At 41.2% G+C, this 14,968-nt stretch carries 16 protein-coding genes and 1 riboswitch; of the genes, 6 read left to right on the top strand and 10 right to left on the bottom strand.

Features of this window, described 5'->3' with window-relative positions; genetic code table 11:
• Nucleotides 1-46: 46 nt before the first annotated feature.
• The 4 genes from MUB24_RS17950 (at nucleotide 47) to MUB24_RS17935 (ending at nucleotide 3,407) form a co-directional block, all read left to right on the top strand.
• Nucleotides 47-745 (top strand): Crp/Fnr family transcriptional regulator, encoded by a 699-nt coding sequence (locus MUB24_RS17950; RefSeq protein WP_244706486.1) that lies wholly within the window; start codon nucleotides 47-49, stop codon nucleotides 743-745.
• 393 nt (nucleotides 746-1,138) lie between these two features.
• Nucleotides 1,139-1,261 carry a cytochrome C oxidase subunit II gene (locus tag MUB24_RS17945; RefSeq protein WP_244706484.1) on the top strand — a complete coding sequence of 41 codons (123 nt, stop codon included), beginning with the start codon at nucleotides 1,139-1,141 and terminating at the stop codon, nucleotides 1,259-1,261.
• Between the two features lie 23 nt (nucleotides 1,262-1,284).
• Nucleotides 1,285-1,758, top strand: coding sequence for a cytochrome c oxidase subunit II (locus tag MUB24_RS17940; RefSeq protein WP_244706483.1), 474 nt, complete (start codon nucleotides 1,285-1,287; stop codon nucleotides 1,756-1,758).
• A complete protein-coding gene (locus MUB24_RS17935) occupies nucleotides 1,755-3,407 on the top strand; it encodes a b(o/a)3-type cytochrome-c oxidase subunit 1 (protein WP_244706482.1) in 1,653 nt (550 codons plus the stop codon). Before MUB24_RS17940 ends, MUB24_RS17935 begins: the two co-directional genes overlap by 4 nt.
• Nucleotides 3,408-3,622: 215 nt before the next feature.
• On the opposite strand, the gene MUB24_RS17930 is transcribed toward MUB24_RS17935, so the two are convergent.
• Nucleotides 3,623-4,258, bottom strand: a complete 636-nt coding sequence (locus MUB24_RS17930) for a restriction endonuclease (RefSeq protein ID WP_244706481.1) — start codon at nucleotides 4,256-4,258, stop codon at nucleotides 3,623-3,625.
• A gap of 157 nt (nucleotides 4,259-4,415) precedes the next feature.
• On the opposite strand from MUB24_RS17930, the gene MUB24_RS17925 reads away from it, so the two are divergent.
• Nucleotides 4,416-5,267: an alpha/beta fold hydrolase gene (locus MUB24_RS17925; protein WP_244706479.1), complete on the top strand. Its 852-nt coding sequence runs from the start codon at nucleotides 4,416-4,418 to the stop codon at nucleotides 5,265-5,267.
• A gap of 262 nt (nucleotides 5,268-5,529) precedes the next feature.
• Here MUB24_RS17925 and ade read toward each other — a convergent pair whose 3' ends face one another.
• On the bottom strand, nucleotides 5,530-7,332 hold the full coding sequence (gene ade, locus MUB24_RS17920) for an adenine deaminase (protein WP_244706477.1): 1,803 nt from the start codon (nucleotides 7,330-7,332) through the stop codon (nucleotides 5,530-5,532).
• Between the two features lie 143 nt (nucleotides 7,333-7,475).
• Nucleotides 7,476-8,777 (bottom strand): NCS2 family permease, encoded by a 1,302-nt coding sequence (locus MUB24_RS17915; RefSeq protein WP_244706475.1) that lies wholly within the window; start codon nucleotides 8,775-8,777, stop codon nucleotides 7,476-7,478.
• Nucleotides 8,778-8,907: 130 nt separating this feature from the next.
• Nucleotides 8,908-9,010, bottom strand: a riboswitch (purine riboswitch).
• Between the two features lie 250 nt (nucleotides 9,011-9,260).
• Here MUB24_RS17915 and MUB24_RS17910 point away from each other — a divergent pair.
• Nucleotides 9,261-10,430 carry an MFS transporter gene (locus MUB24_RS17910; RefSeq protein ID WP_244706473.1) on the top strand — a complete coding sequence of 390 codons (1,170 nt, stop codon included), beginning with the start codon at nucleotides 9,261-9,263 and terminating at the stop codon, nucleotides 10,428-10,430.
• A 76-nt stretch (nucleotides 10,431-10,506) separates the two neighbouring features.
• Here MUB24_RS17910 and MUB24_RS17905 read toward each other — a convergent pair whose 3' ends face one another.
• The 7 genes from MUB24_RS17905 to MUB24_RS17875 all read right to left on the bottom strand — a co-directional run bounded on the left by MUB24_RS17905 (nucleotide 10,507) and on the right by MUB24_RS17875 (nucleotide 14,832).
• Nucleotides 10,507-11,283 (bottom strand): ABC transporter permease, encoded by a 777-nt coding sequence (locus MUB24_RS17905; RefSeq protein WP_244706471.1) that lies wholly within the window; start codon nucleotides 11,281-11,283, stop codon nucleotides 10,507-10,509.
• The gene (locus MUB24_RS17900) at nucleotides 11,280-12,167 is read right to left on the bottom strand and encodes an ABC transporter ATP-binding protein (protein WP_244706540.1); all 888 of its coding nucleotides are present in this window, start codon (nucleotides 12,165-12,167) and stop codon (nucleotides 11,280-11,282) included. The genes MUB24_RS17905 and MUB24_RS17900 overlap by 4 nt, the downstream gene beginning before the upstream one ends.
• Before the next feature lie 16 nt (nucleotides 12,168-12,183).
• Nucleotides 12,184-12,372 (bottom strand): PLD nuclease N-terminal domain-containing protein, encoded by a 189-nt coding sequence (locus tag MUB24_RS17895; protein ID WP_244706469.1) that lies wholly within the window; start codon nucleotides 12,370-12,372, stop codon nucleotides 12,184-12,186.
• 1 nt (nucleotide 12,373) lies between these two features.
• A complete protein-coding gene (locus tag MUB24_RS17890; RefSeq protein WP_158323499.1) occupies nucleotides 12,374-12,580 on the bottom strand; it encodes a transcriptional regulator in 207 nt (68 codons plus the stop codon).
• Nucleotides 12,570-12,905 (bottom strand): DUF5345 family protein, encoded by a 336-nt coding sequence (locus tag MUB24_RS17885; RefSeq protein WP_244706467.1) that lies wholly within the window; start codon nucleotides 12,903-12,905, stop codon nucleotides 12,570-12,572. The genes MUB24_RS17890 and MUB24_RS17885 overlap by 11 nt, the downstream gene beginning before the upstream one ends.
• The gene (sigY, locus tag MUB24_RS17880) at nucleotides 12,906-13,436 is read right to left on the bottom strand and encodes an RNA polymerase sigma factor SigY (RefSeq protein ID WP_244706465.1); all 531 of its coding nucleotides are present in this window, start codon (nucleotides 13,434-13,436) and stop codon (nucleotides 12,906-12,908) included.
• Nucleotides 13,437-13,668: 232 nt separating this feature from the next.
• Entirely contained in the window at nucleotides 13,669-14,832 is a 1,164-nt protein-coding gene (locus MUB24_RS17875; RefSeq protein WP_244706463.1) for a pyridoxal phosphate-dependent aminotransferase, read from the bottom strand.
• Nucleotides 14,833-14,968 lie beyond the last annotated feature (136 nt).

The following is a 14,968-nucleotide window of genomic DNA, read 5'->3' as shown; positions in this document are numbered from 1 at the left end:
TAATAGAAAGTAATCAACCGTTTTCTATTTCAAAGGTGGTGAGTCCATGCTAAATTCCGTGCAACTCTGTTCTCCCTCATTGATGAGCATGCTTGAATCCATTGTTCAGCATGAGAAGGCAATGGGGAAAGGCGAATATGTCTTTCAAGAAGGAGACCGAGCCGATTTTCTTTTTATTGTCCGTTCAGGGAAAGTGCAAATTGGAAAAGTGACATCTGAAGGCCGTGAAATCACTTTTCGAATTTGTAAACCAGGGGATTTTATTTGTGAAGTTTCTCTTTTTGACGAACCCTCCTCTTTTACGGTTTATGCAAAGGTATTGGAAGCCGGCGTTTTTTGCATCATTCCTAAAAAAGCGCTTGAAGAAAAACTGGTGCTCCAACCCGATTTAAGCATCGAAATGATTAAAATGATGAATATTCAACATCAACAATCCCAATCAAAATTTAGAGACTTAGTGTTACATGGGAAAAAAGGAGCTTTATATTCCACTCTTATTCGTCTAACAAATAGCTATGGTGTAGAGCATGAAGATGGTGTTCTAATCAACTTACCGTTAACCAATCAAGAGTTGGCGAACTTTTGTGGCATGACCCGCGAAGTTGTCAATCGATTACTACGTGAGTTGAAAAAGGAAGGCAAATTGACCATGATCAATGGACGAATCGTTATCCATGATCTAGCCTATTTAAAACGAGAAATCCATTGCGAAAATTGCCCGATTGAAATTTGCAACATCTACTAGACTGAAAGAGCCCTTTCCTTGATAAGAAAGGGCTCTTTCGCTGCATAGAACAAATGAGTGTTTTGGTCACTTCACGGCTACCGAAATAGAGGGGATTTCCCAAAAACGGACGCCACGAACACTTCTTGACTACCAAAATAACGGATATTCACTAGAATCGGGCGTCATAAACGTTTCATAACGACCCAAATAACGGAAAATCGGAATTTGATTGATTTCCGTATCTGAATGGGGCTTTCACACATCTTTACAGGACTTGCTCTTTAGCGGGTCCTTTTTTGTCCATTTTTTGAATTCTGTTTTTCAAACTGCTATTTGTGATTTTTGTCACAGAGAAGCAATCCCAATCAGCCTACATTTAAAATATAACGAACACGATGGAGGGGATGGCAAATGAAGAAAAAGAACCGTGGTTCGGAGCCTTATTTAAAAGGAACGCTGATTAGTGTGTTTGTGGTTGGCCTTATGATTTGTATTATGTGGTTCACGGTATATGGATTGTATGTATCAAGATAACATGGAAAAGTAGGTGAAATGCGATGCATTTGCACAGATATGAGAAGATTTGGCTTCTATTTGGGGTTCTGTCATTAATCGTCTTTTTAAGTATTGTCGGTATTACGGCTTTTGCGCACGGGCATACCCCTGCAGGCGGCATGGATATTATTGACCCGGAAAAGGTCAATGAAACCGCTCCATTTAATGATCCAGGCGTCAAACAAATTGACAAGGATACTTATGAGGTGGCGATTGTTGCTCAAACTTTTGGTTACAATCCTGCGAAGGTAAAGGTTCCAGCGGGAAAAGAAATTATTTTTACATTAACAAGTGTAGATGTTGTCCACAGCTTTACGATTGAGGGAACAAAAGTCAATATGATGGTGGTTCCTGGAAGGATTACACATAAAAGCTATACCTTCGATAAACCAGGAAATTACTTAGTCATCTGTAATGAATATTGCGGAACCGGACACCATTTTATGCAAACAGAGATTGAGGTGTATCAACCATGATGGGGATTCAGGATCGAAAACCAGCAATAGCGAATATCATCGTGGCCTATAGTGCGTTTTTAATTGGGACTTTTTGCGGGTTGCTCCAAGTTTTTGTTCGGAGTGATGCATTAGATCTGCCAAAATGGCTGGATTATTATCAAATTTTGACTGCTCATGGCGTGTTACTTGCCCTTATCTATACAACCTTTTTCATCTTTGCCTTTTTTATCTCCGGCATGAGCAAGGCATTAGGAACTTTCGGACCAAAAGTACGCCAATTTTTATGGCTAGGATTCGCCGTAACGACCATCGGCACCATCCTTGCAACGGTGATGATTATTTCAGGAAAAGCTTCAGTGCTCTATACCTTTTATGCCCCATTAAAAGCAAGTGGCTGGTTTTATATCGGTCTCGCTCTTTGGGTTGTGGGAACTTGGATTAGTTGTTTTGCGCTTGTTGGACACTATATCGTTTGGAAAAAACAACATAAAGGACAATTAAGCCCGCTTTTTGCCTTTATGACGATCACCACGATCATTCTTTGGATTATCGCTTGTTTGGGAGTTGTCGCCACTGTTGTCTTCCAATATATTCCTTGGGCATTTGGATGGGTGGATTCGATAAATGTGGAATTAAGTCGTTCCTTATTTTGGTATTTTGGTCATCCACTTGTTTATTTTTGGCTGTTACCTGCCTATATGGCTTGGTATCTGATTGTGCCAAAACTATTAGGAACCAAAGTATTCAGTGATTCCTTGGCTCGTTTGGCGTTCATTCTCTTTATACTTTTTTCGTTTCCGGTTGGATTTCATCACCAATTGACTGAACCAGGGATTGAAAGCTTCTGGAAATTCCTTCAAGTGGTCTTAACCTTTATGGTCATTATTCCGTCACTTATGACCGCTTTCACTGTGTTTGCTACTTTTGAGGTATCTGGAAGGAAAAAAGGTGGCTTAGGTTTATTGGGTTGGTTCACTAAATTGCCATGGAAGGATATTCGTTTCACCTCTATTTTTATTGCGATGCTGTTCTTTATTCCTGGTGGCGCCGGCGGAATTATCAATGCAAGCTTTCAATTAAATGAGCTTGTCCATAATACGCTTTGGATTGTGGGCCATTTTCATATTACGGTCGGTGCGCCCGTTGCCATGACTTTTATGGGGTTGACATTTTGGCTGATTCCCTACTTAACCGGACGGCAATTGACAAAATCAGTACAAAAATTAGCACTTATTCAAATCCTGACTTGGTCAGTCGGAATGCTGCTGATGTCAACGGCCCAACATATTCTCGGACTTCTCGGGGCACCAAGAAGAACAGCCTATGCGGGTTATAATGGACATCCAACGGCAATGGAATGGTTTCACGGGATTCTTTCCAACCATGTCACGATGGCTGTAGGTGGAACGATTCTATTCTTATCTGCCATGCTGCTTATTTATATTGTCTGCAATCTGTTATTTCTTGCACCGACGGCTACGCAACTAGCCGAAAAAGTCGAGTTCCCGCTAGCAGAAAGTGATACTTCCAATACACCGAAATTTTTAGAAAACTGGTGGATCTGGATCGGGATTGCCGTGCTGCTAATTGTGATGGCCTACGCTTTACCATTAAGCGATATGATCCAGCATGCACCTCCAGGATCAAAAGGCCAGATTACTTGGTAGGAGATGAGGAAAATGTTTTTAACCACCTTGGGGTTACTACTTGTCACCACGGTCATCATCATTATAACCGTTGAATTAAATTCGTTGGAGGATGAATAAGAAACTCAGGAAGAGTCTCATTTGGGACTCTTTTTTTATAGAGTAAGACACTCTCTTCAAGCCTTTTGGCAATTAAGAGTTAACTCCGGCTCCTTCCTCCTCACACTCTTCTTTTATTATCCTTCCTTTGGTTCTGTTGGATACAGATTTGGAAGAACTTTTTTAATTTCCTCCTCATGACTTTGCAAAGCCTCGATCCAAAATTCCACCAATTTCTTCCCATTGATTAATTCAATGTCTAAACCTTCCGCATATTCCTTTGCTGCATCTGTAAAGGATGAAGTGGTGATGACATATCCACCTATTGCCTTCTTCTTCACCATGTTTGAATGAATAAGGGCAATCGGCTCAAAGTCAACATCTTCTTTCCAACACTTTACTTGTCCCAAAAATAAGCCATCCTCTGTCTTATGTGTAAAGTCAACACCAAAATCTTGCTTAGAAGGCAAGACATCAGTCTGTCCTCCCCTTGCTTTTTCAAAAATATCTGCAACAAAATCTTCGAAAACTAAAGGAGTTTCTTTTATAAATTGATCGGAATATGAAGATAAGTCCTCTTCTTCATCTTCCGGAGCTTCCTCTTCACAAAACCTTAAGTATAAGCCCATCGCCAGTGTCCATTTTAATTCTTCGCTTGAATGCAATTGGTTGTTAATTAAATCCAATTCGTAATTATTTCGGCGCTTCGCCCGTTGAAAATGAATATAAGCCGCCAGTAGAAGCACCGCAATCGCAACTTCTAGGTAGACCATTTGTCACACCTCCCTTAGAACAGTTATCACCTTTTTTGGGCATCCTTATTCTTAGAGGTCTTGTAAAGAAAATAAAATATGTATGAAAATATTTTAACCAATATGCAACAAAGACGCCAAAACATGGTAAAATAAGTATAACTTTGGGGGGTGTGAGATGAAAAATAAATATAGCGGGCTTGGTTTATTTTTTATCGTTATTCTAATCATTGGACTGTTTATTTCCCGTCCAAAACTCATAGATGATAGTGGTCATGTTGCCGCCTCACCTGCCGTTGTACCGACCCTTTTTCTCCATGGCTATAAAGGCAGTGCGCGATCCTTTTCCACCATGCTAGAACGGATGGACGAACAGCAATGGGGTTCGAAAACCCTAGTCTGTTTCGTTAACAAAAGAGGCAGTGTCTCTTTTAAAGGCTCCATCCCTGAAAATGTCGAAAATCCTTTTATTCAAGTGATTTTTGAACATAACCGTGCGAATCTAAGTGATCAAACGAAATGGGTACAAAAGGTAATGAAGCAGCTTAAGAAACGTTATCATATTCAAGAAGTCAATCTTGTCGGTCACTCGATGGGCGGTCTTGCCTTGACAAATTATTTGCAAACTGTTGCAGATGATCAGCTCTTTCCAAAGGCCGTTAAATTTGTCACAATCGGCAGCCCTTTTATGGGCATTGATCGGGAAAATTACTTTGAAGAAAATTACGGAGATGCCCTTACCGATTTACGTCCAAATTCTGCTGCCCTGCGCAGGCTAATTGAAAATAAAAGCTCCTTTCCACGCGATATAGCTGTTCTCTCGATTGCTGGTGTAGTCAATCATCCATTAGCAGGAGATGGTCTTGTCTCATTGGCAAGCGCACTAGGAAATCAAAATGTTTTTAACAGCGAGCAGCTTACGGAAAAAGTAATCACGAATTCTGCTGCGACGCACTCTGGTCTGCATGAAATGGGTGAGGTCGATGAGCTAATTGCTGAATTTTTATGGGAAGATCTTGGAGCAAAATAAAGTGAAACTTCGTTCAGTGGGGGTTTTTTTCATCCCCCACTGAATGTTAGTTGAACGAATCGGGGATTTACTGGCAGTTGATCCCCCACTTGCAATTCTTGTTTTCCCTCGAATTCTCGAAGTGGGGGTCTTACTGCCAGTTAATTCGGGATAAAAGATGATTTCATCCTAACGGTTCGGGAAAGCCTCAGGCAATCCGGGATCTTAATCTAAATAGCCATCCACCGCCTAAGTCTATTAAGCGGTGGATGTTTTCGTAAAGCTATATTTTAGCTGATCCTTCAGATATTATTTCCGTCTCAATCATTTCAAACGCCTCCACATTCACTAACCCACGATTGGAAATCCGCACTTCTGGAATCACCGGTAAAGCAATTAAAGAAAAGGTCATAAACGGTGCATGAATCGGGCAACCCAATGTTGTCCAAGCCGCTTCAAGCTGCTTGACTTCTTCCACAACGGTTTCTAATGGTTGATCAGACATCAGGCCTGCAATCGGCATCCGTACTTGCGCCAACACTTTTTGGTTTTCGACGACAATCATGCCGCCACCGATTTTGGCCAACTCATTTGCAGCGAATGCCATGTCCTCTGGATTTGTTCCCATAACGAGTAAATTATGGCTATCGTGCGCCACTGTTGAGGCTACGGCTCCTTTTTTTAATTGAAATCCATGGGCAAAGCCAAGAGAGATTTGCCCTGTTTGATGATGGCGTTCAATACAGGCTAGTTGAAGAATATCCTTCTCCTGATCAGGTTGAATGATGCCATTTTCCACATTTAACGTAGTGGTTATTTTTTCCGTCCGCGCACTATTCTCAATCACTTTAATCGCATTGACCGTTGTTTCCGTTTTACTTCCTTTACTTTTTAACTGAAAATCAGCGGCTGTTAAAGCGGATTTCAAGTGAATCGAATGTCGAATATGTTCTGGATAAACGAAGGTCGGAAATTCTTTGACCAACTGACCATTCTCATAAATGACCTCTCCATCCGCAATCACAGTAGTCGGTTCTACCTGTTCAAGATTTTCAATCAATAAAATATCCGCCATTTTCCCAGGTGTGATTGATCCTATATCTTGATCCATTTTATAATAGCGAGCGACATTAATGGTTCCCATTTGAATCGCTGTAACTGGGTCAACGCCTTCTTCGATCGCCCGACGCACAACATGATTGAGATGCCCTTTATCCACAAGTGTTTGTGGATATACATCATCTGTCACTAAACTGATATTATCTGTGCGAACATGATCTTCGGTGATGACTTTGATCACTTCTTTGACATCTTGCCAAGCAGAACCTTCCCGGATCATCAAATGCATGCCAAGACGAAGTTTTTCTAGTCCATGCTCTTTTGTCACCGTTTCATGGCAAGAGTCAACGCCTGATGCAATATAGGCTTGTAACATCTTCGGATCATCTGCTGGGAAGTGTCCTGTTACCGTTTTATTCGCTTTGACCGTCTCGGCAATCTCACCACTCATCAGCGGATCCCCATAAACAACACCTGGAAAATTCATCACTTCTCCTAATCCGGCAACATTTTCCCATTGCATTCCTGCTTTAATATCCTCAACACTTAAAGAAGCCCCTGCATCTTCAAAGTCAGTCGTAGCGGGAACACAGGAAGGGAAGGTCGTGAATACTTTTAAAGGAAGCTGCTGTCCCTCTTCATGCATTAATCGTACACCTTCTGCGCCAAAGACATTGGCGATTTCATGGGGATCCATAAAGATCGATGTCGTTCCTTTCGCAAGTCCAGCCTTTGCAAACTCTGTTACAGAAAGCATCGTACTTTCCACATGCATATGACCATCAATAAACCCTGGTACTACATATCTTCCGTTTGCCTCCATAACCTTCGTTTTTTCTCCGATTGTATGTTGAGCATTTCCGACATAAGCAATTCTTCCCTCAACAACAGCAACATCGGTATTTTCGAGGAACTCTCCTGTAAAAACATTCACCACAGTCCCATTTGTTAGGACAAGCTCTGCCTTCTCTTCTCCTCTTGCCACTTTTGATAAATATTGACTCACTTCATATATTTTTTTCCGCATTTGGACGAATCCCCTTTCGAAAATCAACATTGTTTAAAATCAACATTGTCTCCATTTCTGCACAATCATTTTTTAAAAAAAGAAAAAGCGAAGAATGCTCATTCTTTCATGTGCATTCCCGCTAATGATCTATCCAAACCTTATTAAGCCGCCCATCCTAGATAAACAACAAACACGACAAATAAAACATACATAATGGGATGGACCTCTTTAAATTTACCTTTAAATACCATTGTTAGGGGATAAAAGATAAAGCCTAACGCAATCCCAGTAGAAATACTGTAGGTTAAAGGCATTGTGACAACCGTCATAAAAGCAGGAATGGCAAACTCAAAATCCTTCCAACGAATTTCTGCTAACGAGGAAGCCATTAGGATTCCGACAATAATTAAGGCAGGTGCTGTCACCTCTGATGTGACAACACTTAGCAATGGAGAGAAGAACAAAGCTAAGACAAAGAAACCTGCGGTCACTACAGCCGTAAATCCAGTTCGGCCACCAGCTGCTACCCCTGAAGTGGATTCCACAAAGGAAGTGGTTGTCGATGTACCTAAAACAGCTCCGACCATTGTGCCAATGGAATCTGCTGATAATGCTTTTCCGGCCCGCGGTAGTTTCCCATCTTGTAATAAGCCGGCCTGTCTAGCAACCCCCATTAAAGTACCTGCCGTATCAAAGAAATCAACAAATAAAAAAGTAAAAATAACAACAAGCATATGGGAAGTAAATAAATCCCCTAAATGACTAAACATCACACCGAAAGTCGGTGTCAAAGATGGAATCGTTGACACTATGTCAGAGGGAAGCGGAATTTGTTTAAAAATAATCCCTGCGATCGCTGTGACAATCATTCCATAAAAGATCGCCCCTTTAAAGCCGCGTATCATGAAAAAGGCTGTAATCACAATGCCAAAAATGGTTAATAATGTACCTGGAGCCGTAATATCTCCTAAAGCTACGACCGTTGTTCCTGGATCCGCATCAACCACTATGCCAGCATTTTGAAAACCAATAAAAGTGATAAATAAACCAATTCCAGCTGATACCGCTAATTTTAGCTGCTCTGGAATGGCGTTAATAATCGTCTCTCGAATTTTCGTTAAAGTAAGAATAAAAAAGATAAGTCCAGAGATGAAGGTTCCCGCTAAAGCCGTTTGCCATGGGATGCCCATTCCTAATACAACGGTATACGCAAAGAATGCATTAATTCCCATTCCAGGAGCAAGTGCTACAGGGTATTTGGCCCATAGCCCCATGATTAAACAGGCAATCGCTGATGCTAAAGCCGTTGCTACATAAACGGCGCCTTGATCCATCCCAGCATCACCTAACACAGATGGATTGACAAATAAAATATAGGCCATCGCTAAGAATGTCGTTAAACCAGCAACAGATTCTTGACGGTAACTCGTATTTAATTCTTTAAAATTAAAATATCGGTCCACCCTTTTTCCTCCTATCGTTTCATATGAACGCAAAAAAACCTGAATAGTATTTCTACCCAGATTTCGACGTAAAATGATTAGAGAAAATGGCCTATGTCCATTCTAATGAACGGGTCAATATCTTTATGGCTTTTTTCTGTTGTCATTCTGTAGTCGGGTAATTTAACGGTTACCTGGTAGAAACGCTTGAGCCATATTCCCAAGCATATACATTCAATGAACTTTTTATAAAACTGCAATAAGTACAGCTCTATTTATAGCATAAAAGCCCTATAAACGTCAATATAAAACACGAATATTGTTATTTTTCTTCTCTCTATTGTTCGCCAATTACCCGAGTTCATCAGATATACACAAATTTGCCTATTCACTTTTACTAATTAATAGGATATTTTCTAGTGAAGTGGTAAACTTTTTATCATACTCTCCCGTCTCCTCTTAACCAAGGAGGCGAAATCAACAGAAACCTGGGGTGAGGACCAGATGGAAACCAAAAAGGCTTTACCTGTCCTTTTTGCTGTTATGTTTTTTGTTATGGTAGGATTTGGTATCATTATTCCGGTCTTACCCTTTTATGCGGAAGAATTAGGGGCAACCCCTACACAATTAGGTTTTTTAATGGCTGTTTATTCTTTAATGCAATTATTATTTTCGCCCATATGGGGAAGAATTTCCGATCGTATCGGCCGCAAGCCGGTGATGATGATTGGTATTTTAGGACTAGCCCTTTCTTTCTTTTTAATGGCGTTCGCTTCCCAATTATGGATGTTATTTGCGGCAAGAATCATTGGCGGATTACTCTCTTCGGCCAATATGCCGACTGTCACAGCTTATGTCGCCGATATTACTTCCCCTGAAGATCGGGGAAAAGGAATGGGCGTGGTTGGAGCGTCTGTTGGGCTAGGATTTATTCTTGGTCCGGCTATTGGCGGAATTTTTTCAGAATCAAACTTAAGTACACCGTTTTTACTTTCCGGTATTTCTTCTATCATCACGTTCTTTCTTGTTCTGTTTATCCTCAGGGAATCCCTTCCGGCTGAGAAACGAGGAGAAGAGACAGGAAAAAGAGAATCGATGTTTCATGCAATGAATGGTCCAATTTCGATTTTGTTTATTTTACAATTATTCGTTTCCTTATCCATGGCAGGTCTTGAAGCCACTTTTGCCTATTTTGCCGCTAAAAAGGCTGGATTAGGAACCGTTCAGCTTGGCTATCTCTTTATGATTATGGGACTCGCTGGAGCGATTGTCCAAGGTGGGTTAGTAGGAAGACTAACAAAGAAATATGGAGAAGGAGCTGTCATCCAACTCGGCATTATGATATCTGCCATTGGGTTTGGTTTAATTTTACTTGTGGACAGCTTTACAACAGCCGCTATTTATTTAACCATTTTCGGAATTGGCAATGGTGTCATTCGTCCAAGTGTATCTGCCCTCTTGACGAAAACATCGACAACAGGCCATGGAAATACAACCGGATTATTATCCTCCTTTGATTCCGTTGGTCGCATAGTCGGACCGCCATTAGGTGGCTGGCTCTTTAAAACAGCGACTGGACTACCGTATATATCGGGGATGATCTTATCTGTGGTCGCCTTGATTTTGTATCAAGCCTATAAGGTTGCCACTTCAAAAAAAGCTTTGCGATTGTAAACTCTAGGGTGCCTGGCACGCCCCGAATTTTGTGGAACGCCCACCTTGAAACAGGTTGGGCGTTTTGTGGCTGCACTTAATAGCTTTCATAACGTTTGAATGAATAAACAGTTAATGAAAATAGTCCTGCCAGCAGGAAGACGCTAGCGATTAACATTATCGTGAGTGAATCCTCCCATGTGCCTGTTAATAAATAATGACTCGCCTGACTTTGAGCATTAGCAGGACTCCATTCCATATATTTTGGAAATAGCGAGCTACCTAACGATAAGGCAGCAATCACAACAAGACTTCCTCCCGCAATTCCCCCTGCCTTTTTAAAAAGGGTCCCCCCAAGCAGTGTCACAGACAAAATGAATAAAATCCATATACTATAAACCGCTAGACTTCCTACAAACGTTTTTAGCTCCACACGATCAAATAATATATTTGTATAATAATAACAAAGACCGTAACCTAAAGCGAAGGAAAATAAAAGAATGACCGCATTCGCTACCCATTTGCTGGCAATATACTGAAGGGCTTGAACAGGACGGGCCATTACTAAAGACAAGGCACCACTATTTCTTTCATAAGCGATACTACCCATTACACTAAGGACAAAAATTGCTGTTCCCATGATCCCTAACTGTCCAAGCGTTCCAGCTAACACCTCTCCCCCAGTTGGAACAGGGATTTCAATCACCGTTCCTTCTGGGAGATTACCGGCCATATCTAAAATTTGCGGCATATAATATTGGCTGAGTGGTTGAGAAATGGCCAAAATACTAATCACAATCGGAAGCCACACCCATTTTTTATCACGCCAAGCTTCTATCCATTCCTTTTGTACTAAAGTTAGAAAGACACTCATTGATTGACCACCTCCATATACGCCTCTTCTAATGAGGATTTTTTCTGTTCAAAGCGAATGATTGTCAACTGATCCCGTAGACATTCTAATAAAAGCTGGTTGCGTCCACTTTTATACTCGAAAGTGATTTCCGCTGCATAAGGTGATAAAAAATGGACAGCACGAAGATAGCCTTTTGAAGAGAGCCATTTCGTTATCTCCTCTTCCACTTCCAAAACAAAGGTTTCTGTTTGCTGTGTTGCCTTTAAATCCTCTAGAGATCCAGACCACTTCATTCGCCCGTCTTTCAACATGACAATCTCATCACAGACTTGTTCTGCGTCATGCAACACATGGGTTGAAAATAAAATCGCCATTCTCTTTTTTAGCTCCTGCATAATCGTTAATACAGCTCTGCGGCCTTGTGGATCTAGAGCTGAAACAGGTTCATCCAAAATCAATAGCTTTGGTTCATGCAACATGGCCTGCGCCAAACCAAGACGTTGCTTCATCCCACCAGAAAACCCGCCAATCCGTTTGTTTTTTGCTTCTTCTAATCCAACAAAGGTGAGCATTTCCTCACTATTTCGTTTGCGCATTTCCTTTGAAAGTCCGGAGAGTTTTCCTACAAAATGTAGATACTCTCTTGCTGTCATCCAAGGATAAAAGGCTGGATATTGCGGCAAATAGCCCATTTCATAACGATTCATAGTAGGCTTCCCCGAAAAATAAATCGTTCCTGATGTAGGCGTCAAAAGCCCGGCCAACATATTCAAAGTCGTTGTTTTTCCTGAACCATTCGGTCCCAACAGAGCCACACATTGATTGTTTTCGAGCGTGAAAGATAATTCAGCTACGGCAAGTTGTTGCCTATATTTCTTTGTCAATGAATTTACGGTAAGCAGCATCGTTTTTTTCCCCCTAGTATCTCTTTCTTCCAATCATAAAATAAAGCACAGGTCCAACGAGATTCACGAAAATAATGATAAGCGCCCATAACCACTTCGGACCATTCGTTTCCTCTTCTTTCACACAGCTAATGAGCGCAACGATCATCAAAATAAGTTGCAATCCAATTATTGGGGCAATCATTTCCCAAGAAATACTCATATTACTCTTCCTCCATTTGTTTTTTTCGAAACGGACGTACCACAAAGAAATAATAAAATATCGTAGGGAATGGGAATTGCAGCAACCCCAAGATTCCCCAGACCCAAGCATAGGCCCCTTTTTTCTTCGCATCGATAAATAAAAGAATGCTCTGGATAAGTAAGATTGGCGAAACAAGCAAGAGGGTGATTAACTTTTCAGTGTCCATGTTCTGTCACCCCGACCTGTTTCTTACTTCGCTTTCTTTCGGCTATCAAGATGACCGGTATGGCGCCAATCGCTAAACCCTGCACCCAGATAAAAACAGACGTTATCTTTAATGCTAGCAGGCTATAAGAAATGAGGATAAGTAAGGCCGTGATTAGAAAACTAGTCAACTCCCTTTTAAAAGCACGCTTACGCTTTCGTTTGAATTCCTGCAGCACATTCATCAATTGAGTCTGTTCCGGAACCTTTGCTTCAAAGGTTTTTTCTAGCTTTTCCAAATCCTTTTTAAACTGTGTAAGCCACTCTTGTTCTTGAGAATCTTTCATTCACGACCACTCCTTTCGAATTTTCTTCATGCCATGATGGACACGTGTTTTCACAGTACCTTCCTTTAAACCGAGCATAAGAGCAATTTCCTTATAAGTGTATCCGTAAAAATGTCGTAAGAGAATTGGTGTCCGTATCGCTGCATCTAATAACGCAAATTGGGCCATATATTCTGTCCATTCATAGCCATTGACGGTCACATTCCACTTTACTTTCCTTATAATCTCTTCCCTCAATTTTTCCTGTTTTTTTCTCTCCCTCTTCGTTTTACGCTGATGATCGATAAATAATCGGGAAGCAATCGAAATCAACCATGTTGAAAATTTGGATTCCCCTTTATAGCTTGAGAGATGGACATAGCTTTTGAGCATCGTTTCTTGCATCAAATCCTCTGCCAAATCGGGGTCAAGACTCACTTTAACTAAATATTGATAAACAAAACGATAATGCTCTTGAAAAAGCCGAGTGAAGGCCTCATCATTGCCTTTCACTGCCGCTTTAATCAGTTGACCTTCTTCCTTTTCGTTCAATGCAAGCCCATCCCCCTTTCGATCAGTTCTATAAGATTAGACGCTCTAAAGTATTAAACCGTTCATTTTTTATATAAAAATTTTAAACATCTAAAAGAACAGACCCTGAATGAGGTCCATTAGCCGTTATATGCTGTCTATTAGCAAGCAATTTATGAGCCGTTGTCCCTTTTCAAGCGAAACAATTTTTGTCTTATAAAAAAACCCTTTGCGGTTGCAAAGAGTTTTTTCATTAGAATAAATTTAATTTTTCAATCCTCCGAACAGCCTCTCTTAGCCGTTCTTCCTCTACTAATAATCCAACACGTACATATCCTTCTCCAAATTTACCAAAGCCATTGCCTGGAGCGACCGCTACGTCAGCCTTTTCTAGTAAAAGATCAGCGAATGCCTCACTTGTGAAACCGGCCGCTACGGGCAGCCATGCAAAAAAGGAACCTTGCGGGGCTGCTACATCCCAGCCAATCCGATGACACTCTTCCATAAGCGCGTTGCGGCGCCCTTCATACAAAGCGACTAATTCCGAAACACAGTCTTGTGATTCGGAAAGCGCCGCTATCGCTGCATGCTGTACTGCCGGAAAGAGGCTAACGAAAAGATGATCTTGGATCAAATTGATCGCTTCGATCATAGTGGAATTCCCAACCGCAAAGCCGACACGCCAGCCTGCCATATTATACGTTTTCGACAAGGTATACATTTCAATACCAACATCTTTGGCTCCTTCTGCTTGCAAGAAGCTAATCGGCTTTTGACCATCAAACCCAATCGCCCCATAAGCAAAATCATGAGAAACGGCGATGTCATATTCTTTTGCCAAAGCTACGGTCTTTTCAAAAAACGCTAAGTCTGCAACAGCGCCAGTAGGGTTATTCGGATAATTCAGATATAACAGTTTCGCTTTTTCTTTTATTGGCGTTGGCAGTTTATCATAATTCGGAAGAAAGCCATCTTCCGCCAATAAAGGGATTGTTTCATAGTGAGCATCTGCCAGTGTCACCCCTGATAAGTAATCCGGATAGCCTGGATCAGGTAATAACATCATATCCCCCGGATTTAAGATCGCCATCGGTAATTCAACTAAACCAATTTTAGTTCCGAACAGAATAGCTATCTCTTTCTCTGGGTCAATTTCCACTTGATATTCCCGTTTATAAAAATCAGCCATAGCCTCCTTCAATTCCGCCAAGCCTCTAAAAGGAGAATATTTATGCGTAACTGGATCTTCTACGGATTTTTGCAGGGCTTTGACAATATGATTGGGTGTTGGCTGATCAGGGTTCCCTTGTCCTAAATTAATCACATCTCTCCCTTCTGCTACAGCCTTTCCTACTTTTCGAACGAGAGTCGCAAAAAACTGTGTAGGGAGATTTTGCATTTTCTGTGAAAGTTTCATGACCTAACCTCTTTTACGTGAATGACCCCTCCTTAACACCCTGTCGGGTTGTTTGAAGAAGGGGCTTCCTGTTTCATGAACCATTGCATAATGGGGGTGTCCCAAATATGTCTTACACAGTCTCCACAGGCGTAGA

Origin of the sequence: Lederbergia sp. NSJ-179, assembly GCF_022867885.1 — a bacterium.
In the GTDB taxonomy this organism is placed as follows: domain Bacteria; phylum Bacillota; class Bacilli; order Bacillales; family Bacillaceae_C; genus Lederbergia.
This window is presented reverse-complemented; position numbering and strand designations above follow the sequence as displayed.

Coding starts and splice junctions, on each gene's coding strand:
- MUB24_RS17910 (WP_244706473.1), top strand. CDS start 9,261: ATGGAAACCAAAAAGGCTTTACCTGTCCTTTTTGCTGTTATGTTTTTT.
- MUB24_RS17905 (WP_244706471.1), bottom strand. CDS start 11,283: ATGAGTGTCTTTCTAACTTTAGTACAAAAGGAATGGATAGAAGCTTGG.
- MUB24_RS17895 (WP_244706469.1), bottom strand. CDS start 12,372: ATGAGTATTTCTTGGGAAATGATTGCCCCAATAATTGGATTGCAACTT.
- MUB24_RS17935 (WP_244706482.1), top strand. CDS start 1,755: ATGATGGGGATTCAGGATCGAAAACCAGCAATAGCGAATATCATCGTG.
- ade (WP_244706477.1), bottom strand. CDS start 7,332: ATGCGGAAAAAAATATATGAAGTGAGTCAATATTTATCAAAAGTGGCA.
- MUB24_RS17890 (WP_158323499.1), bottom strand. CDS start 12,580: ATGGACACTGAAAAGTTAATCACCCTCTTGCTTGTTTCGCCAATCTTA.
- MUB24_RS17945 (WP_244706484.1), top strand. CDS start 1,139: ATGAAGAAAAAGAACCGTGGTTCGGAGCCTTATTTAAAAGGAACGCTG.
- MUB24_RS17925 (WP_244706479.1), top strand. CDS start 4,416: ATGAAAAATAAATATAGCGGGCTTGGTTTATTTTTTATCGTTATTCTA.
- MUB24_RS17940 (WP_244706483.1), top strand. CDS start 1,285: ATGCATTTGCACAGATATGAGAAGATTTGGCTTCTATTTGGGGTTCTG.
- MUB24_RS17930 (WP_244706481.1), bottom strand. CDS start 4,258: ATGGTCTACCTAGAAGTTGCGATTGCGGTGCTTCTACTGGCGGCTTAT.
- MUB24_RS17885 (WP_244706467.1), bottom strand. CDS start 12,905: ATGAAAGATTCTCAAGAACAAGAGTGGCTTACACAGTTTAAAAAGGAT.
- MUB24_RS17950 (WP_244706486.1), top strand. CDS start 47: ATGCTAAATTCCGTGCAACTCTGTTCTCCCTCATTGATGAGCATGCTT.
- MUB24_RS17875 (WP_244706463.1), bottom strand. CDS start 14,832: ATGAAACTTTCACAGAAAATGCAAAATCTCCCTACACAGTTTTTTGCG.